General features: G+C 38.1%; 20 protein-coding genes and 1 tRNA gene. 20 read left to right on the forward strand and 1 reads right to left on the reverse strand.

The features are described from left to right. The first annotated feature begins 370 nt into the window (after positions 1 to 370). The 19 genes from BV906_RS06320 to BV906_RS06410 all read left to right on the forward strand — a co-directional run bounded on the left by BV906_RS06320 (position 371) and on the right by BV906_RS06410 (position 17,416). The gene (locus BV906_RS06320; RefSeq protein WP_087972584.1) at positions 371 to 724 is read left to right on the forward strand and encodes a YojF family protein; all 354 of its coding nucleotides are present in this window, start codon (positions 371 to 373) and stop codon (positions 722 to 724) included. Positions 725 to 750: 26 nt separating this feature from the next. Next, positions 751 to 1,422 (forward strand): bacillithiol biosynthesis deacetylase BshB2, encoded by a 672-nt coding sequence (gene bshB2 / locus BV906_RS06325; RefSeq protein ID WP_087972585.1) that lies wholly within the window; start codon positions 751 to 753, stop codon positions 1,420 to 1,422. Between the two features lie 126 nt (positions 1,423 to 1,548). Next, entirely contained in the window at positions 1,549 to 1,743 is a 195-nt protein-coding gene (locus BV906_RS06330) for a PspC domain-containing protein (protein ID WP_087972586.1), read from the forward strand. Continuing rightward, positions 1,743 to 2,102 carry a phage holin family protein gene (locus BV906_RS06335; protein WP_087972587.1) on the forward strand — a complete coding sequence of 120 codons (360 nt, stop codon included), beginning with the start codon at positions 1,743 to 1,745 and terminating at the stop codon, positions 2,100 to 2,102. Before BV906_RS06330 ends, BV906_RS06335 begins: the two co-directional genes overlap by 1 nt. 92 nt (positions 2,103 to 2,194) lie before the next feature. Further along, positions 2,195 to 3,133: an HPr(Ser) kinase/phosphatase gene (hprK, locus tag BV906_RS06340; protein ID WP_087972588.1), complete on the forward strand. Its 939-nt coding sequence runs from the start codon at positions 2,195 to 2,197 to the stop codon at positions 3,131 to 3,133. 12 nt (positions 3,134 to 3,145) lie between these two features. Continuing rightward, positions 3,146 to 4,027, forward strand: coding sequence for a prolipoprotein diacylglyceryl transferase (gene lgt / locus BV906_RS06345; RefSeq protein ID WP_087972589.1), 882 nt, complete (start codon positions 3,146 to 3,148; stop codon positions 4,025 to 4,027). Between the two features lie 67 nt (positions 4,028 to 4,094). Then, positions 4,095 to 5,054 (forward strand): nucleoside recognition domain-containing protein, encoded by a 960-nt coding sequence (locus tag BV906_RS06350; protein WP_087972590.1) that lies wholly within the window; start codon positions 4,095 to 4,097, stop codon positions 5,052 to 5,054. Further along, positions 5,029 to 5,664 (forward strand): pyrophosphatase PpaX, encoded by a 636-nt coding sequence (ppaX, locus tag BV906_RS06355; protein ID WP_087972591.1) that lies wholly within the window; start codon positions 5,029 to 5,031, stop codon positions 5,662 to 5,664. The genes BV906_RS06350 and ppaX overlap by 26 nt, the downstream gene beginning before the upstream one ends. A 2-nt stretch (positions 5,665 to 5,666) precedes the next feature. After that, a complete protein-coding gene (locus tag BV906_RS06360) occupies positions 5,667 to 6,182 on the forward strand; it encodes an acyltransferase (protein ID WP_087972592.1) in 516 nt (171 codons plus the stop codon). A 17-nt stretch (positions 6,183 to 6,199) separates the two neighbouring features. Further along, on the forward strand, positions 6,200 to 6,745 hold the full coding sequence (locus BV906_RS06365) for a glycerol-3-phosphate responsive antiterminator (RefSeq protein WP_087972593.1): 546 nt from the start codon (positions 6,200 to 6,202) through the stop codon (positions 6,743 to 6,745). Positions 6,746 to 6,948: 203 nt separating this feature from the next. Beyond that, entirely contained in the window at positions 6,949 to 7,779 is an 831-nt protein-coding gene (locus tag BV906_RS06370) for an MIP/aquaporin family protein (RefSeq protein ID WP_087972594.1), read from the forward strand. Positions 7,780 to 7,791: 12 nt separating this feature from the next. Beyond that, positions 7,792 to 9,285: a glycerol kinase GlpK gene (glpK, locus tag BV906_RS06375; RefSeq protein ID WP_087972595.1), complete on the forward strand. Its 1,494-nt coding sequence runs from the start codon at positions 7,792 to 7,794 to the stop codon at positions 9,283 to 9,285. Positions 9,286 to 9,615: 330 nt separating this feature from the next. Beyond that, the gene (locus tag BV906_RS06380; RefSeq protein ID WP_087972596.1) at positions 9,616 to 11,280 is read left to right on the forward strand and encodes a glycerol-3-phosphate dehydrogenase/oxidase; all 1,665 of its coding nucleotides are present in this window, start codon (positions 9,616 to 9,618) and stop codon (positions 11,278 to 11,280) included. A gap of 419 nt (positions 11,281 to 11,699) precedes the next feature. Then, positions 11,700 to 12,698 carry a tetratricopeptide repeat protein gene (locus BV906_RS06385; RefSeq protein WP_087972597.1) on the forward strand — a complete coding sequence of 333 codons (999 nt, stop codon included), beginning with the start codon at positions 11,700 to 11,702 and terminating at the stop codon, positions 12,696 to 12,698. Between the two features lie 78 nt (positions 12,699 to 12,776). Then, on the forward strand, positions 12,777 to 13,730 hold the full coding sequence (gene trxB, locus BV906_RS06390) for a thioredoxin-disulfide reductase (protein ID WP_087972598.1): 954 nt from the start codon (positions 12,777 to 12,779) through the stop codon (positions 13,728 to 13,730). A gap of 447 nt (positions 13,731 to 14,177) precedes the next feature. Continuing rightward, a complete protein-coding gene (rapZ, locus tag BV906_RS06395; protein ID WP_087972599.1) occupies positions 14,178 to 15,059 on the forward strand; it encodes an RNase adapter RapZ in 882 nt (293 codons plus the stop codon). Between the two features lies 1 nt (position 15,060). Continuing rightward, on the forward strand, positions 15,061 to 16,032 hold the full coding sequence (locus BV906_RS06400; protein ID WP_087972600.1) for a gluconeogenesis factor YvcK family protein: 972 nt from the start codon (positions 15,061 to 15,063) through the stop codon (positions 16,030 to 16,032). 22 nt (positions 16,033 to 16,054) lie between these two features. Then, positions 16,055 to 17,005 carry a DNA-binding protein WhiA gene (gene whiA, locus BV906_RS06405; protein ID WP_087972601.1) on the forward strand — a complete coding sequence of 317 codons (951 nt, stop codon included), beginning with the start codon at positions 16,055 to 16,057 and terminating at the stop codon, positions 17,003 to 17,005. Between the two features lie 159 nt (positions 17,006 to 17,164). Continuing rightward, complete coding sequence (locus tag BV906_RS06410) at positions 17,165 to 17,416, forward strand: HPr family phosphocarrier protein (RefSeq protein WP_087972602.1); 252 nt, start codon at positions 17,165 to 17,167, stop codon at positions 17,414 to 17,416. 90 nt (positions 17,417 to 17,506) lie between these two features. Here BV906_RS06410 and clpP read toward each other — a convergent pair whose 3' ends face one another. Further along, positions 17,507 to 18,097, reverse strand: a complete 591-nt coding sequence (clpP, locus tag BV906_RS06415) for an ATP-dependent Clp endopeptidase proteolytic subunit ClpP (RefSeq protein ID WP_087972603.1) — start codon at positions 18,095 to 18,097, stop codon at positions 17,507 to 17,509. Positions 18,098 to 18,439: 342 nt separating this feature from the next. Here clpP and BV906_RS06420 point away from each other — a divergent pair. Further along, positions 18,440 to 18,515, forward strand: a tRNA-Arg gene (locus BV906_RS06420). Positions 18,516 to 18,523: the final 8 nt, after the last annotated feature.

Raw genomic sequence — 18,523 nt, forward strand, 5'->3', positions numbered from 1 at the left:
GAAACGCTATATCGGCACCTGTCTTTTCTTTACATATCATTCGACAAGGCTGTTTTAGCATTTATTGTTGTTAACTGCCCCATAGTTGAGATAAACTGCGAAGTAACTGCTGGTTTTCTATCAGTATGCAGAAACTTCGGCGATCAAAGCACATACTTATAGTAATCATCTTGCAGTTATTTCGTAGTTTATCAAAACTATGAAGTTTAAAAAAAGCAACGATTCTTTTCGGCGGGACGAGTAACTGTCCCAAAGTTTATAAAAAAAGTCTTCGAATAAAACCGGGAAGTAACAGGCGCTGATCATTTTTTTTGACGTTTGGGGTGTGTTTCGGTACAGTAAAATTAGTTGAAAATTGGAGGATGGAAAGATGAAGCCAATTGAAATAGAAAAAGTACAAGCTGTCTTGGACGGGTTTACGAATAAAAGCGTGTACGTGCATTTGGAAACTACGAATGGAGCATATGCAAGTCATCTTAATGACCAGGCATATAATGTTGGAGCATATATACGAAATGCAAATGTAGTATTTAATCAGGCAAAGCTGGTTGGCAATGGTAAGGTATATCGTGCCGGTTTAAAAATGGAAATGGGCTGGATTTATGCAGAGGGCCTGACAGACTGGATCATGCATGAAGATACAAAATTATTGCTTGCAGGGCATGATCGTGAAGGTAGACTGATGGTTTCTCTAGAAATAAGTGAAACACCTTTTAGCTATTAAATTAAATTTGGAAATAGGTGAATAGAATGGAAAAACATGTTGTCGTAATATATCCCCATCCTGATGATGAATCATTTGGTGCAGCAGGGTCGATTGCTAAATTCCGTGATCAGGGAGTACCTGTTACTTATTTATGTGGAACTTTAGGAGAGATGGGTAGAAACATGGGTAATCCGACATATGCCAATCGGGAGACATTGTCGGTTATTCGAAAAGAAGAATTGATGAATGCCTGTAAAGTGCTTGATATCGAATTAAAGATGCTAGGGTATCGTGATAAGACGCTTGAATTCGAAAACCGTAACGAAGTGGCAGCTAACTTAAAACAAATAATGGAAGAAATTGGTCCGAGTTTAGTCATCACGCATTATCCGGAACATGCCGTACATCCAGACCATGATGCACTGGGAGCAGCTGCGATTGAAGCAGTTCGCTTAATGGATGTTGAGCATCGTCCAGTTGTTTGGGCGCAAGCAATAACAAATGACTATCATGAGGTACTTGGAAAGCCAGATATCCGTAACGATATTAGTGACTTTTTTGAAAAGAAAACGGAAGCAATCTTTTGTCATGATTCACAAGCTTCAGGTATACTAAGCCAATTCAAGCATATTGATAAACTTGAAAGTGAGATACAGGAAGATATTAAAGAAAGATTCAGTATGGAAGAATTTTACACCTGGAAATTTGAAGATTAATCGAATTCCCCTGGCTTAGCTGCAGGGGAATTTTTAAGTTAGGAAACTTTTTATAGCTGAAAAACGTATATATATTTATAAGGAAAGAAATTTAAAAATAAAGTATAACTTGAGGAGGATGTTTAGATGAAGCGGTTATACCGATCTACTTCAAATAAGATGTTATCAGGAGTACTTGGTGGGCTGGGTGATTATTTCCATATTGATGCAACACTATTGAGATTAGCATTTGCGCTATTACTTATCCCCAGTTTTATGACCTTTGCTTTGGTATATATTGTAGCAGCCATCATTATACCTAAAGAAGAGGAAATTTATTGATGCTTATAAGATGGATTGTATCCCTCATGCTAAATGCAATTGCGTTGACAGCTGTAGCACAACTATTTGATTCATTCCATTTGGAAGACTTTGGTACTGCATTCTTAGCAAGCTTTATTTTGGCAATCCTAAATATATTGATTAAGCCGATTTTAATCATCCTAACATTACCAATCACCATCCTAACTTTTGGCTTATTTTTAATTGTCATTAATGCGATTACGTTAATGTTAACTCAAGGGTTAATTGGGTCTTCCTTTGTCATTGATGGTTTTGGTGTAGCGGTTATTGCATCCATTGTCATTTCGCTGATTAGTATGGTATTGAACAATTTAATAAAAGATTCTTTTAAAAGATAAAAACGTAGGCTCAAGTCTACGTTTTTTACATTGCATATGCTAAAATGTATATCAGTAAGCATGTCCATAAGAATGATAGGAGGAGCTTGTTTATGGCAGCAGTTGTCCGCACAAAAGATTTACTGGGAAATTTCAATCTTGCATTAATAGCAGGGGAGGATGGCATCAACAGAGAAATCATTACAAGTGATATTTCAAGGCCTGGTATTGAAATGACAGGTTATTTTCAATATTATCCAAAAGAACGCCTTCAGTTAATCGGAAGAACCGAAATGACTTATTTTCTCGACTTAAGTGATGAACAAAAAAGGGATCGGGCAAGAAACCTTTGTACGGATGTCACACCAGGAATAGTTGTGTCTAGGGGAATGGACATTCCAGAAATCTTAATTGAAGAGGCAAATGAAGCTGGTGTTCCAATTCTTCATTCACCGAGAAAAACGACTCGTGTCATCAGCAGACTCACTAACTATTTGGAGGCGAAATTTGCACCATTTACTGCCATTCATGGCGTTTTAGTTGATATTTATGGTGTCGGCGTGCTAATTATCGGCCAAAGTGGAGTCGGTAAAAGTGAGACTGCATTGGAGCTTGTAAAAAATGGCCATCGTCTTGTAGCTGATGACAGCGTGGAAATTCGGCAGGAGGATTATGACAGTCTAATTGGAAATTCACCTCCACTTATCGAACATTTATTGGAAATTCGTGGACTTGGGATTATCAATGTAATGACATTATTCGGTGCAGGTGCCGTTCGCAGCAGAAAAAGGATTTCCTTAGTAATCAATCTGGAAAATTGGGACGAAAAGAAACAATATGATCGTCTAGGTCTTGATGAAGATACAATGAAAATTTTGGATGTACATATACCAAAATCAACAATTCCTGTTCGGCCAGGAAGAAACCTTGCAGTTATTATTGAAGTCGCAGCAATGAATTATCGTTTGAAACGAATGGGTGTCAATGCAGCTGAAGAGTTTTCAGAACGACTAACAACCATGATTGAAGATGAACAAAAGAATGAAGATTAGGAGTGATGTTCTTTGTTATTTAGCGCACCCGCATTAGATAGGGTATTTCTTGAATTAGGTCCTTTTACCGTTTATTGGTATGGTGTTATTATCGCGTTTGGTGCCTTTTTAGGGGTTTACTTAGCTTCAAAAGAGGCAGACCGTCTAGGATTAAAAAAAGATATCCTTATCGACTTTGTAGTTTTTGCTGTTCCAATAGCAATTATTTGTGCACGTATTTACTATGTTATTTTTGAATGGGAAAGATATGCAGATGGACCTTGGTGGAGTATTTTCGCCATCTGGGAAGGTGGTATTGCCATTCATGGGGCTGTTTTCGGTGGAGTACTTACTGCTATCGTCTTTGCAAGAGTAAGAGACGTTTCATTTTGGCAAATCGCAGATATTGTTGCACCGAGTTTAATTCTTGCACAGGCAATCGGCCGCTGGGGAAATTTTATGAACCAAGAAGCACATGGCGGACCGATTTCGCAATCTACATATGAAAGTTTTCATCAGTATTTACCAGACTTTATCATGAATCAGATGACGATCGATGGAGTCATGTATCATCCGACATTCCTATATGAATCATTTTGGAATATTCTCGTCTTTATTCTCCTTATTTTGATGAGAAAATATAATCCATTACGCGGAGAAATATTCTTAAGCTATGCGATATTTTATTCAATCGGTCGTTACTTCATTGAAGGACTTCGTACAGATAGTCTATATGTGTTCGGTGAAGTACGGACGGCACAATTGATTTCGATCTTGTTGATTGTCATATCCATCATATTAATTATTTACAGACGGAAAACGGTAACAGTAAGATATAAGGATACACCGATTCCTGAGAAGAAGAAAACCAATCATAATCATAATAAAAAGAAGCGAAAAAAGAAGAAAAATTAATATACCTGTATGAATGGATATAAATTGAGGTTTACCTTATTACTGTATTTGAAAGAGGGGTAGTCAGATGTTGGGAATTTTAAACCGAGGTTTACAACAGGGCTTAAAAACGACAGGAACCTTAGGTAAAGTAATCTTTCCAGTTACATTGATTGTGACGATTCTGCAATTTACACCTGTATTGCCATGGATCATTAATTTACTTTCACCTGCAATGGGTTTGATTGGCTTGCCAGGAGAAGCGGCAGTTCCAATCGTGCTTGGGAATACGCTTAATTTATATGCTGGTATTGCAGCAATCATATCTTTTGAGTTTACCGTAAAAGAAGTATTTATTATCGCAGTCATGCTTTCGTTTTCACATAACTTATTTATAGAATCTGCTGTGGCGACAAAGGTTGGTGTCAAATGGTGGGTGATTGTCGGCATAAGGATTGGACTTGCAATGGCTGCGGCATCTATCATTAATCTCGTATGGAACGGTGGAGCTGAGATGGCACAGTATGGCTTTGTCTCCTCATCTGAGGTTGTTTTGAACGGATGGCTGGAAATTGCTATGCATGGGGTTCAAACAGCATTGATAGCCATTTTCCAATTAGCTTTAATCGTTATTCCACTAATGATTATTATGCAATACATGCGAGAGCTTGGCTGGCTGGATGTGCTGTCAAATAAGTTTGCGCCATTCATGAAGGTTTTGGGAATAGATAAAAAAGCATCCATGACAATGGTTGCAGGTCTTACAATTGGTCTTGCCTATGGTGCTGGATTGATGATCCAAGCGGTTAAGGAGGATAATGTATCCAAAAAAGATATGTATCTAACCTTGATATTTCTCGTATCCTGTCATGCCGTTGTCGAGGACACACTTGTATTTATCCCACTAGGCATTCCGGTATTGCCATTACTAGCTATTCGTCTGGGAACAGCAATTATATTGACAATGGCTATCGCCTATATTTGGAACAGTAAAGAAAGAAAGAAAAGAAAGGAAGCCATACATGAGCATTCATACCATACTCTTTGATCTGGATGGAACATTAATTGATACAAATGCATTAATCAATGCTTCTTTCCAACATACATTTGAACACTTTAAGTTAAAATTCACACCAGAGGAAATTCTCGAATTTAATGGACCACCACTGATTGAAACATTCCAAAACATTGATCGTGAAAATGCAGACAGCATGGTTGCAACGTACCGAGAGCATAATTTGGCAGTACATGATAATTATGTAACAGCTTTTCCACAGGTGGCTGAGACAATAGGAGAACTAAAGAAGCGTCAAATAAAACTCGGAATTGTAACAACTAAAATGACAAAGTCAGTAAATATGGGACTAACACTGACAGGGTTAGATCGATTTTTCGATACCATCATAACTTTTGATGATGTTACACATCCAAAGCCACATGCAGAACCAGTATTAAAGGCGATGGAAGAATTACAGGCAGATCCGGCAACAACATTAATGGTTGGTGATAATCACCATGATATCGAATCAGGGAAAAATGCTGGCGTTCAGACTGCAGGAGTAGCATGGTCCCATAAAGGTAAAGAGAGATTATTGGAATACAATCCTACTTATATGTTGGAACAAATGTCAGATTTATTAAAGCTTGCGGGTGTGTAAAAATGCGTAGAACTGAACGCTTTAAGGTGGAACGCGCCAATTCGTTATGGCAGATTTATCAGACTGTCCCGTTTTGGAAAGTGGTTAAAAATTTCATAGTAATACAGCTTGCAAGATATACACCATTCTTAAGCATGAAGAATTGGCTGTACCGGAATTTTTTGCGAATGAAGGTAGGGGATCAGACGTCCTTTGCCTTAATGGTAATGCCAGATATTATGTTTCCTGAAAAAATTTCGGTCGGTCGCAATTCGGTGGTCGGTTATAATACAACAATATTGGCCCATGAATATTTAATCAAAGAATATCGAATAGGAAAAGTCATTATTGGTGATGAAGTATTGATTGGGGCCAATACAACTATCCTCCCGGGGGTAACGGTTGGGGACCATGCCATTGTTTCTGCGGGAACGCTCGTACATAAAGATGTTCCAGCTGGTTCATTCGTTGGTGGTAATCCGATGCGATTAATTTATACGAAGGAAGAAATGGATAAAAGAAATCAAGAAGATATGTAAGAAAGGGTGTTCTGGTTATGGAGATGCCGACTGGTCTATTGCCTGCAATCCGGAAAATGAAGGATTTTGATTCGGCTCTTGAAACGGATCACAAATTTATAGTTATTCTTGAATCAAGGCTTGTTCAATTGAAAAGCCTTGTTAACTATGCGAGAAGGGCAGATAAAAGGGTACTTATTCATTTTGATTTGATCCAAGGACTTAAGGCAGATGAATATGGGATGGAATTTCTCATTCGTGAAGTAAAACCGGATGGAATACTGTCCACTAGGGGAAATGTGATCAATCTTGCAAAAAAGCACAATCTACTTGCAATCCAGCGCGTCTTCTTGCTGGATAGTCTTGCTTTAGATCATAATCTGGAACTTATTAAAAAAGTCAGACCAAATTGTGTTGAAGTATTGCCTGGACTCATGCCAGGTATCATCAAGCAAATATCCGAACAAACAAATATACCGATTATTGCTGGCGGACTTATTCGCAGCGAAGAAGAAGTGAAGTCTGCACTGAATGCTGGTGCCATAGCTGTATCAACTTCCAATACAAGATTATGGGATTACTAGGTGAAAAAAGTAAAAAGATTTTATGTGAATGTGTTGACAGCGCTTACAGTATGCGTTAGTATAAACGAACAAGTTAATTTGTGGTGGAGATATGGAGACCTGCATTTCAATCGTACTCTTTGAGAAGAGTATGTTTATTGAAGTGTGGGTCTCTTTTTTGGTACCACAATTAATCTTACAACATATTAAAGGAGGTTTTTCAGATGTCTGAGTTTGTGGCTGAACTTATTGGTACGATGATCCTTATTATTTTCGGTGGTGGAGTAGTCGGTGGAGTGGTTTTGAAAAAATCAAAAGCAGAAGATGCTGGCTGGGTTGTTATTTCCATTGGCTGGGGTCTGGCAGTAACGATGGGGGTTTATGCTGTGGGCAGCTTTACTGGTGCTCATATTAATCCTGCAGTTACGTTGGGGTTTGCTGCCGCTGGTGAGTTTCCATGGGCAAAAGTTCCGCTATATATCAGTGCTCAGCTCATAGGTGCTTTTATCGGAGGGGTGATTGTATTTCTAAACTACCTGCCACACTGGAAGGAAACTAAGGATAAAGATGTTAAGCTTGGTGTATTTGCAACCGGTCCCGCTGTCAGAAGTCCTTTTTCTAATCTGATCAGCGAGATCATTGGTACATTTGTATTGGTAATGGGATTGATGTTTATCGGTGCAAATGAATTTACAGACGGGTTAAACCCTTTAATTGTAGGTGCGTTGATTATTGCAATCGGTATGTCATTAGGGGGAGCAACTGGGTATGCAATCAACCCGGCCCGTGACCTGGGCCCAAGAATTGCGCATGCACTGCTTCCTATTCCGGGAAAAGGCACTTCAGATTGGAGCTATGCATGGATTCCTATTGTTGGACCAATCATTGGTGGTATATATGGAGCAGTATTTTACCAGGCTATTTTTCTAGGAAACTTTTCGGCACTATTTTGGATATTAACTGCTATTGTTGTCACACTTATTATTGGAGCGGTAAATGTGGAACTTAAAAAGGGAGAAACTGTAGCTGATAAAGTAAACCAGCAAATTGTATAGGGGGAAATAAAGATGACTGAAAAGTTTATTCTATCATTGGATCAGGGGACAACGAGTTCCAGAGCTATATTATTTGATCATGAAGGTAAAATCGTTGAGACTGGGCAAAGGGAATTTGAGCAATTCTTTGCAAAACCTGGCTGGGTCGAACATGATGCAAATGAGATCTGGACATCTGTGCTTGCATGTATTGCAGATGTGCTTCGTAAGGCGGATGTTGATCCTAGTCAGGTTGCAGGTATCGGTATAACAAATCAAAGGGAAACAACAGTTGTTTGGGACAGGAACACAGGGAAGCCAGTCTATAAAGCTATCGTTTGGCAATCCAGACAAACAGAAGAAATCTGTAAGGAACTGAAAAGTGAAGGACATGAAAACCTAATCCGCAAGAAAACCGGTCTGCTTATCGACCCATATTTTTCTGGAACAAAAGTAAAGTGGATTCTTGATCATGTGGATGGTGCGAGAGTTAAAGCCGAAAATGGTGACTTGCTGTTTGGTACGATAGACAGCTGGCTTGTTTACAAACTATCTGGAGGAAAAACACATATTACAGATTATTCGAATGCCTCACGGACGCTAATGTTCAATATATATGATTTGAAATGGGATGATGAACTGTTGGAAATCCTTACTGTTCCTAAAAGTATGCTTCCAGAAGTACGCCAATCATCTGAAATTTATGCCAATACGGTCGGTTACCATTTCTACGGTCATGAAGTTCCAATTGCCGGTATTGCGGGAGATCAGCAAGCGGCACTATTTGGTCAGGCTTGCTTTGAAAAAGGAATGGCAAAAAACACGTATGGTACCGGCTGTTTCATGTTGATGAATACTGGGGAAAAAGCTGTAACATCTGAACATGGGCTGTTAACAACATTAGCTTGGGGCGTTGATGGAAAAGTCGAATATGCTTTGGAAGGAAGTATTTTCGTTGCAGGGTCTGCGATTCAATGGCTTCGTGATGGACTTAAACTGATTGAAACAAGTCCACAGAGTGAAGACTTTGCCAAACGGGTGGAATCGACTGATGGTGTATACATGGTCCCTGCATTTGTCGGCTTAGGTACTCCTTATTGGGATAGTGATGCAAGGGGAGCAGTATTCGGGTTGACCCGTGGTACAACGAAAGAGCATTTTATCCGAGCAACATTAGAATCGCTTGCATACCAGACGAAAGATGTCCTCGATGCGATGATTGCCGATTCCGATATTGATTTGAAGACATTGCGTGTTGATGGTGGAGCAGTTAAAAATGACTTTCTGATGCAATTCCAAAGCGATATATTGGGAGTTCCGGTTGAGCGCCCTGTTGTTCAAGAAACAACAGCATTGGGTGCAGCATATCTTGCTGGACTGGCAGTAGGATACTGGAGCGGAAAAGAGGAAATTGCAAATCAATGGCTAAATGATCATACATTTGAAAACAAAATGGAAGAAGAAAAGAGCAATGCGTTATACGCTGGCTGGCAGAAAGCCGTAACAGCTACAAGAACATTTAAATAGTTATTTTAACAGGGATCAAATTTTAAATTGTATCTGTTAGAAGAATCATATAGCGAAAATTAAAAAGAAGGAATGAACAAAAATTTAGAGGAATATGTGACTACGGTGGAAAAAGCATTTCAATAGTTTATAAGCAAGCCGCTGTACATGGAAATCCAGTTATGCTAAACTGTAGTTAAGTTAATAGTGATGGACGGAGAAATGGAGAAACCGCAAACTATCAGTGCAGATATGCACTGGTGTGTTTGCGGTTTTTTTATTTCTCCACATGATTGCCACTGGAAAAGGGTAAAGTTACTTATAGACAAGACATTTTAGGGAGTGTATACAATGAAACTATTTTCAAGCCATAAAAGAAAAGATATATTGAATCAGCTGGAAAAAAATTCACTGGATGTTTTGGTAATTGGTGGAGGAATCACTGGTGCCGGAATATCATTGGATGCTGCTACAAGAGGATTGAAAACAGGTTTGATTGAAATGCAGGATTTCGCTGCCGGGACATCAAGTCGTTCCACCAAGTTAGTTCACGGAGGGTTGCGCTACCTTCAACAGTTTGAAGTGAAAATGGTTGCAGACGTAGGTAGAGAAAGAGCTATTGTGTATGAAAATGGCCCACATGTAACGACACCCGAATGGATGTTATTGCCTTTCCATAAAGGAAGTACACTTGGACCAATGACATCAAATATTGGTCTTCGTGTCTATGATTTCCTTGCTGGTGTGAAGAAGAATGAACGTAGGATAATGTTCAAACCGGAAGAAGTATTAGAGCGGGAACCACTCATCAAAAGCAAAGATTTAAGAGGTGGCGGCTATTACGTTGAGTACAAAACAGATGATGCCCGTCTCACAATGGAAGTAATGAAAAAAGCTGTGGAACACGGAGTACATGCAGTAAACTATACAAAAGCGGTAGAGTTTATCTATGATGATTCAAATAAAACAGTTGGAATTATTGCAGAGGATCAGATTACAGGGGAAACGTATAAAATTTACGCCAAGAAGATTATCAATGCCGGTGGTCCATGGGTCGATGAAGTCAGGGAAATGGATGGATCAAAACAAGGGAAATCCCTGCATTTGACGAAAGGAGTTCATTTGGTATTTTCAAAAAAAGCATTTCCATTACAGCAGGCAATCTATTTTGATACTCCTGATGGACGAATGATTTTTGCCATACCACGTGATGGTAAGACATATGTGGGGACGACAGATACAACTTATGAAGGGGATATTGCCCACCCTTTATTAACAGAAGATGATCGAGATTATCTGTTAAAAGCAATTGACTATATGTTTCCAACCTTAAATATTTCAGCTGACGATGTTGAATCAAGCTGGGCGGGGTTGAGGCCACTTATTGCGGAAGAGGATGCCTCAAGCCCAAGTGAAATTTCACGTAAAGATGAGATATTCATATCTGATTCAGGCCTTATATCGATGGCTGGTGGAAAGCTTACCGGATATCGGAAAATGGCAGAGCAAGCTGTTGATCTGGTTATCAATCAGCTGAAAGACGAAGAGGGCATTCTATATTCGAAGAGCGAGACGAAACATTTGCCGATTTCTGGGGGTGATGTCGGTGGTTCAGTAGGATTTGAGAAATTCAGAGAACAAAAGACAGAAGAAGGTATCCTGTTTGGCTTATCCAAAGAAACATCAGAAAAGCTGATCAAACGCTATGGCTCAAATGTCAACAGGGTATTTAAAATATATCAGGATAGAAAATCGAACGCTATTCAGGAAAATATCGATCCGATTGACTTTGCAGAATTAAACTATGCTATTGATTATGAAATGGCATATAAACCTGTTGATTTCTTTATACGAAGAACAGGTGCATTATTTTTCAACAGGGATTGGGTTGTAACGCATCACCAGAACGTAACTAATTATTTGGGAAAAGTCTTCAAATGGAATACAGAACAGAAAGATCGCTACACGGCCGAACTGGAGCAATTGTTAAAAGAAGCAATAACACCTGTAAAATAAAATCCATTGAACAAAGCCAATCACTAAACGATTGGCTTTGTTTTGGCTCTTTGATTAATATTTATTGCTTTTTAATCCTCAGATTTGAGATAAACTACGAACTAACTATTAAGTATTTTAAATTCTATCTACAAAGTAAAAAGTGAAGTAACTAGGATTATCCGTCTATTCCCAGAGCGGTCGCCGAAGTTTCTACATACCGATAGAAATTAACCTGCAGTTACTTCGCTGTTTATATAGCAAAAACCACAAATCTTTTGATGGGATGAGCAGTGCGAAGTCCAATTCTTAGAGTAGGACAAGTATACCGCAGTCCCAATTGTTTCTGGCTAATTTTTGCATTTCCTACTACCTTATGTTATTGGCGGTGAAAATATGTTATACTCTTCACGAATGTTGTGAATTTAGGGGGATATCCGATGCAAGTAAAAGATAAGGAAATCAAACCAAATAATATTATCCCTTTTGTTCCTGAAGGTGATTTTTATTTTCTTAAAGGTGTAGAATTTTTTCAAAAAAGAAAGTTTGATATAGCAATTAAATGGATGAAAAAGGCGACAGAGATGGATCCTGATGAACCACTATATAAATGCCAAATGTCCATTGTATATACGGAAATTGGGTCATACCATACTGCAAACCAACTGTTAACAAGTGTATTACAATCCAATGATTATGTTGATTGTTATTACTTGATAGCAAATAATTATGCACATCTTGGATTGCTGAACGATGCTAGAAAATATACAAATTTATATCTGGAAAAAGAACCAGAGGGTGACTTCAGCGAAGAAGCATTAAGTTTGTTGGAATTAATTGATATCGACGAAGAAGATGATGATGAAGACTGGGATCTTGAGGATGAAGATGAGCTATTGATTTATCAGGAGACAGCTTTTTATCATCTTGAGAATATGGAATGGGAAAAGGCGCTTCCGATTATAGAAGAAATGATGACGCTTTTCCCTGAGCATTCTATGGCCAAACATGATTATACACAGGCACTGTTCTTTACAGGACGTGAGCAGGAAGCAATTGATATGGAAGAAACTATGTTGCAGGAAGATCCGAATTCCCTATATAGTCACATCAATTTAGCTTTGTTTTATTATGAAAAAAAGCTGAAACAAGAATACGAAAACCATATTCAGGCATTAATAAATATATATCCCATTCATGAACAGCAAAAATTGCGGATTGCTGTTACGCTTTCGAGAACTGGTTTACACGAAGAAGCCTATACGCGTTTCCGTATGCTTTCAAAAAGCAAAGTAAATAGCCATCTATCCTATTTTAAATGGTATAGTGTGGCAGCATATAAGAATGGTGATACCGATAAGTCAGTCGGTATCTGGGAAGAAGGCTGTAGAAGACACCCGAATCTTATTAAAGAAGAAGAGCCATGGAATAATCTATGAGCAGAAAGTTAGACGGAAAGTACCTGGTTTAATAAACTGGTAATAGTAAAACATTATAAGATTAAAGGGGCGATTTAAATGTCCGAACAACGTATGTATGATGTAATTATTGCTGGAGCAGGACCAGCTGGTATGACTGCCGCTGTCTATGCTTCTCGCGCAAATTTAGATACATTGATGCTGGAACGTGGAATTCCTGGTGGACAAATGGCAAATACAGAAGATGTCGAGAACTATCCTGGGTTCGATAATGTGTTAGGCCCAGATCTTTCTAATAAAATGTTCGACCATGCCAAAAAATTTGGTGCAGAATATGCCTATGGTGATATTAAAGAGGTTACTGACCATGGCGAATATAAAACAATTATTGCAGGCAGTAAAGAATACCAAACAAGATCATTGATCATAACAACCGGTGCACAATTTAAAAAGCTAGGTATTGCAGGCGAAGAAGAACTAGCTGGTCGTGGGGTCTCTTATTGTGCTGTTTGTGATGGGGCATTCTTCAAGCAGAAGAACCTAGTCGTTATTGGTGGAGGGGACTCAGCAGTTGAAGAGGGTATTTATTTAACCCGATTCGCTAATAAAGTAACAATTGTTCACCGTCGTGATGAACTTCGCGCACAAAAAATTATTCAGCAGCGCGCTTTTGATAATGAGAAAATCGACTTTATATGGGACACGGTCGCCAATAAGATCAACGGACCTGAAGGTAAAGTAAATAGTGTTTCTCTTCAAAATAAAAAAACTGGTGAAGAATATGATTTTGAAGCGGATGGCGTATTCATCTATATAGGTATGGTTCCATTAAGTGAACCATTTAAATCACTGGGAATTACAAATGAAGAAGGCTATATTCCAACAAATGAAGAAATGGGAACCAGCGTTCCAGGTGTTTTTGCAGCAGGAGATATTCGTGAGAAAACACTTCGACAAATTGTGACAGCAACTGGTGATGGAAGTATAGCTGCAGAAACTGCTATAAAATATGTGGAAGACTTGGAAGAAGAAATGAAAGCAGCAAATAAGTAATTAATGTAAAAAAAAGTTTACGAATAGTAATTGCTTTTTAACCGTGCTGTAATACATTTGAAACATAATTGGGGTATACTATATATAACTAATTGACCCCCTTTTAATAGATAAATTAGTTTATTGCACAGGTGCATGTCGCCTGTGCCTTTTTTATTTATGAGACGTTACTTGTCCCAATTTGTCGTAGAGTAATTCAAATTTCATCCCCTTGTTGTATGCTGCACATTCATAGTATAATAATAATGGAATAGAATTTATTATAAGAGGTTGTTCAAAAAGTCCCTTAAAAATGACGCTTCGAAATTCTCGCGCCTTTTTATCCACTTTTTGAACATGTATTATAAGAGTAATAACGATAAATGCGTCTTTTGGTATGCATGTTTAATAAAAATCTATCTCAGTACACTGAATGTCTCGCAATGTTTTAGAAGGGGAGTTAATAAGATGAACAATGAACATGAAACAAATTTGGTTATTATAACAGGTATGTCAGGTGCCGGTAAAACGGTTGCCATCCAGAGCTTTGAAGATTTGGGATACTATTGCGTGGATAACCTGCCCCCTGCCTTATTGCCGAAATTTCTGGAACTGATGAAGGATTCCACAAATAACATTCGCAAAGTAGCATTAGTAATGGATTTACGTGGGCGTGAATTCTTTGATTCTCTCATAGAAGCACTGGATATATTGGGAAATGAAGATTGGATTCAAGAGCATATTCTGTTTCTGGATGCAAAAGATGAAGAGCTCGTTACACGCTATAAAGAAACTCGAAGATCCCACCCCCTTTCTAATGGAGGTCTTCCCTTAAATGGGATTACGCAAGAAAGGGAAATCTTGGACGAATTAAGAGGCCGCTCCCAGCGGATCATTGACACAACCATACTAAAACCTAGGGAACTACGTGAAAAAATACTTAAAATTTACTCCGAGAAAAATGAGGAAATATTCTCCGTGCATTTTCTGTCTTTTGGATTTAAATATGGGTTGCCTATCGATGCTGATTTAGTCTTTGATGTGCGATTTCTCCCAAACCCTCATTACGTTGCTAACCTTCAACCATTAACAGGTTTGAATCAAGATGTTGCATCCTACGTTTTTAAATGGTCTGATACACAGAAATTCAATGATAAAGTGACTGACCTGTTAAAATTCATGCTTCCCCAATATAAAAAAGAGGGAAAATCTCAACTGATTGTAGCGATTGGATGTACTGGTGGTCAACATCGTTCCGTAGCATTAGCAGAGTATTTCGCAAAAGAGCTATCCTTCAATTATATTACACATGTAAGTCATCGGGATATAGATAAAAGAAAGGGACATTAATATGAGCGAGAAAAAGCTGCCACGAGTAGTTGTTATCGGTGGAGGAACAGGTATGCCTGTATTATTAAGAGGTTTGAAAAACTTGCCGATTGAACTAACTGCACTTGTAACTGTCGCAGATGATGGTGGAAGTACTGGAAGAATAAGAAGCGAGATGGCCATTCCAGCACCTGGAGATATACGAAATGTAATTGCAGCATTGTCAGACGCAGAACCAATGCTGCTTGAATTATTTCAGCATCGATTTTCGGAAGGGAACGGTCTTTCCGGACATTCCATGGGAAATTTATTGCTTGCTGCCATGACCTCGGTTACTGGAGATTTTAACAATGGTATTAAAGAAATTTCACGTGTACTGAATGTGAAAGGGAAAATCTACCCGATTTCTAATGAAAACATGTCTCTCCATGCTGAAATGCAGGATGGGACAATCGTTTCAGGAGAATCGAATATCCCCTTATCAAAAAAACGGATTAAACGCGTCTTTATCAGACCGCAGCCAGTAAAGCCATTACCTAATGCGGTTAGAGCAATTGATGCGGCAGACCTAGTTGTAATTTCACCAGGAAGTCTTTATACAAGCATTATGCCGAATCTGATTATTCCCCATGTCAAAGAAGCGCTAAGGGATACGAAAGCAAAAGTTGTGTATGTCTGTAATGTTATGACACAGGAAGGTGAAACGACTGGATACACTGTTTCAGACCATGTAGATGCCATATCAAATCATATTGGCGATGAATGTCTTGACGCAATTGTAGTTCATAATGAAGTAATCGATAAATCCATTCGGGACATTTACGCAGAGGAAAACGCCGAACCAGTTGAATATGATATGGAGCAACTGCTTAATATGGGTTTAGAAATTATTGAAGGTGACATTATTGACCACTCTCAATTCATGTTGCGTCACGATAATAATAAAATAGCTAAATTATTATATTCCATTTTGGAAAAAATAGATAATAATTAATTTGTAAAGGGGGGAGTCTAACATGTCCTTTGCTTCCGAAATAAAGAAGGAATTAACAAATATGGAGATGGATGATTGCTGTAAATTTGCAGAGCTTGCTGCATTGATTCGAATGAATGGAGCAGTCTCCCTTTCAAGACAAGAATACTCACTTGATGTACAAACTGAAAATGCCGCGATTGCAAGAAGAATATATACGTTAATCAAATCCAGTTATCCACTGCCAGTGAAACTGCTTGTTCGGAAAAAAATGAAATTAAAGAAAAACAATGTATATATTGTCCGATTGCAAGAAGATGTGGAACAATTTTTGAAGGAACTCGATATTATTCGTGATCATTATACAGTTATAAGGACGATTTCTGAGAAGTATCTGAAGAAGACTTGTTGTAAAAGATCCTATTTACGTGGTGCCTTTCTTGCTGGTGGTTCGATTAACAACCCAGAGACATCATCCTATCATTTGGAAATATCCAACTTTTATAAAGAGCATAATGATGCATTATGCGAACTGTTAAATTCATTTGATCTGAGGGCACGTACATTGGAACGGAAAAATGGCTATATTGTATATATTAAAGAAGCAGAAAAAATTACGGAGTTTTTAAGTATTATTGGTGCAAACAATGCGTTGTTTAAATTTGAAGATGTCCGGATAATCAGAGATATGCGAAATTCTGTCAACCGAATTGTGAATTGTGAAACAGCAAACTTGAATAAGACAATCGGTGCTGCATTCCGGCAGATTGAGAATATAAAGTTGATAAATGCAACAGTTGGTCTTGATCAGCTTCCAGAAAAACTTCAGGAAATCGCCATATTACGCGTACAACATGAAGATGTTTCATTAAAGGAATTAGGAGAATTAGTTACAGGTGGAAAAATTTCAAAATCAGGTGTTAACCATCGATTGAAGAAAATTGATGACTATGCAAATCGAATTAGACGTGGAGAAACAATGGTAACTAAATAAGAGTGCCAATTGTGCATTAGTTTCCATTTTCATGATATAATACGGATAATTTAACGTATAAATAATTAATAAAAATAGACGACAGTATGCTTAGCATTAATGCTCTTACTGTCTTATACGAATTATGATAGCGTTTTCTAAACGAGGAGGATGAGAATCTTGGTAGAAAAGTCAGTAACAGTCAAATTAGATACAGGGTTGCAGGCAAGACCTGCTGCACAATTTGTCCAGGAAGCAAACCGCTACTCTGCACACTTATTTCTTGAAAAAGATGAAAAAAAAGTTAACGCGAAAAGTATCATGGGCTTAATGAGTCTTGCGATTACAAAAGGTGAAGTTATCAAACTAATTGCTGAAGGCCCCGATGAACAGCAAGCACTAGATCACCTGGCATCATTTGTTGAAAGTTGAAGAACAAAAGTGGAAGCAAATAATTATAATACTATTCCACCTTATAAAAAAATCCCTTTCGTAAACAGAAAGGGATTTTCTTACTATAAATTATTTTTCTTCTTTACGTTCTAAGATTTGATCAATTAAACCGTAATCAACAGACGCTTGAGCTGTCATGAAGTTGTCACGCTCTGTATCACGTTCAATGACTTCTAGTGGTTGGCCAGTTTTTTCTGCCATGATTTCATTCATTCTCTTCTTAATTTCAATAATACGTCTTGCATGGATTTCAATATCAGTTGCCTGACCTTGTGTACCACCTAATGGTTGATGAATCATAATTTCACTGTTTGGTAGTGCATAACGTTTCCCTTTTTGTCCGGCAGTAAGCAGGAATGCGCCCATTGATGCTGCCATACCAATACAAATTGTTGATACATCTGATTTGATGAAATTCATCGTATCAAAGATTGCCATACCGGCTGTAATGGATCCACCAGGTGAGTTAATGTATAAGGAAATATCTTTATCTGGATCTTCTGCCTCAAGGAAAAGTAATTGTGCAACAATTGAGTTGGAAACATTGTCGTCAATTCCACTTCCGAGTAAAATAATACGGTCTTTAAGTAAACGTGAGTAGATATCATATGCGCGCTCTCCACGGTTGGTTTGTTCAATAACTGTAGGTACTAAATTCATTTGTAAATCCTCCCTTAGTCTGTAACATGAAACTTATATTTTCATAATAGCTGAAAGGTCAATGAAGGTCAAACGATAAGATTCAGCTTTTTAGAAAACTTGGCTTATCGCCAAGATTTAATTGCGAAAGCCTTAGTTGCACTTATACTGATTTCTTAAAATAGTTATACTTTCCTATCAGTGAAAAAAATATACTTTTACATGATTCCCTTTTTTTACCTTTATAAACGTATGGATCCATATAGCTATTCATAAGTTGGTTAGTGGATTTTTTTAAAAAGACTTGTTTCTTATTGCAATCGACGTTATAATAAAGAATGTGCCTAATTTAAATATAAACATGCGCCCGTAGCTCAGTTGGATAGAGCACTGGTTTCCGGTACCAGGTTTTGCGGGGGTTCGAATCCCTCCGGGCGCGCTAAAGTA

The sequence above is a fragment of the Oceanobacillus rekensis genome, from assembly GCF_002153375.1.
In the GTDB taxonomy this organism is placed as follows: Bacteria; Bacillota; Bacilli; order Bacillales; family Amphibacillaceae; genus Oceanobacillus; species Oceanobacillus rekensis.

Excerpts from the sequence above, each read along its gene's own strand:
- rapZ (WP_087972599.1), top strand. The coding sequence starts at position 14,178 with ATGAACAATGAACATGAAACAAATTTGGTTATTATAACAGGTATGTCA.
- trxB (WP_087972598.1), top strand. The coding sequence starts at position 12,777 with ATGTCCGAACAACGTATGTATGATGTAATTATTGCTGGAGCAGGACCA.
- BV906_RS06330 (WP_087972586.1), top strand. The coding sequence starts at position 1,549 with ATGAAGCGGTTATACCGATCTACTTCAAATAAGATGTTATCAGGAGTA.
- BV906_RS06370 (WP_087972594.1), top strand. The coding sequence starts at position 6,949 with ATGTCTGAGTTTGTGGCTGAACTTATTGGTACGATGATCCTTATTATT.
- bshB2 (WP_087972585.1), top strand. The coding sequence starts at position 751 with ATGGAAAAACATGTTGTCGTAATATATCCCCATCCTGATGATGAATCA.
- hprK (WP_087972588.1), top strand. The coding sequence starts at position 2,195 with ATGGCAGCAGTTGTCCGCACAAAAGATTTACTGGGAAATTTCAATCTT.
- BV906_RS06350 (WP_087972590.1), top strand. The coding sequence starts at position 4,095 with ATGTTGGGAATTTTAAACCGAGGTTTACAACAGGGCTTAAAAACGACA.
- clpP (WP_087972603.1), bottom strand. The coding sequence starts at position 18,097 with ATGAATTTAGTACCTACAGTTATTGAACAAACCAACCGTGGAGAGCGC.
- BV906_RS06385 (WP_087972597.1), top strand. The coding sequence starts at position 11,700 with ATGCAAGTAAAAGATAAGGAAATCAAACCAAATAATATTATCCCTTTT.
- BV906_RS06380 (WP_087972596.1), top strand. The coding sequence starts at position 9,616 with ATGAAACTATTTTCAAGCCATAAAAGAAAAGATATATTGAATCAGCTG.
- ppaX (WP_087972591.1), top strand. The coding sequence starts at position 5,029 with ATGAGCATTCATACCATACTCTTTGATCTGGATGGAACATTAATTGAT.
- glpK (WP_087972595.1), top strand. The coding sequence starts at position 7,792 with ATGACTGAAAAGTTTATTCTATCATTGGATCAGGGGACAACGAGTTCC.
- BV906_RS06400 (WP_087972600.1), top strand. The coding sequence starts at position 15,061 with ATGAGCGAGAAAAAGCTGCCACGAGTAGTTGTTATCGGTGGAGGAACA.
- whiA (WP_087972601.1), top strand. The coding sequence starts at position 16,055 with ATGTCCTTTGCTTCCGAAATAAAGAAGGAATTAACAAATATGGAGATG.
- BV906_RS06360 (WP_087972592.1), top strand. The coding sequence starts at position 5,667 with ATGCGTAGAACTGAACGCTTTAAGGTGGAACGCGCCAATTCGTTATGG.
- BV906_RS06335 (WP_087972587.1), top strand. The coding sequence starts at position 1,743 with ATGCTTATAAGATGGATTGTATCCCTCATGCTAAATGCAATTGCGTTG.
- BV906_RS06365 (WP_087972593.1), top strand. The coding sequence starts at position 6,200 with ATGGAGATGCCGACTGGTCTATTGCCTGCAATCCGGAAAATGAAGGAT.
- BV906_RS06320 (WP_087972584.1), top strand. The coding sequence starts at position 371 with ATGAAGCCAATTGAAATAGAAAAAGTACAAGCTGTCTTGGACGGGTTT.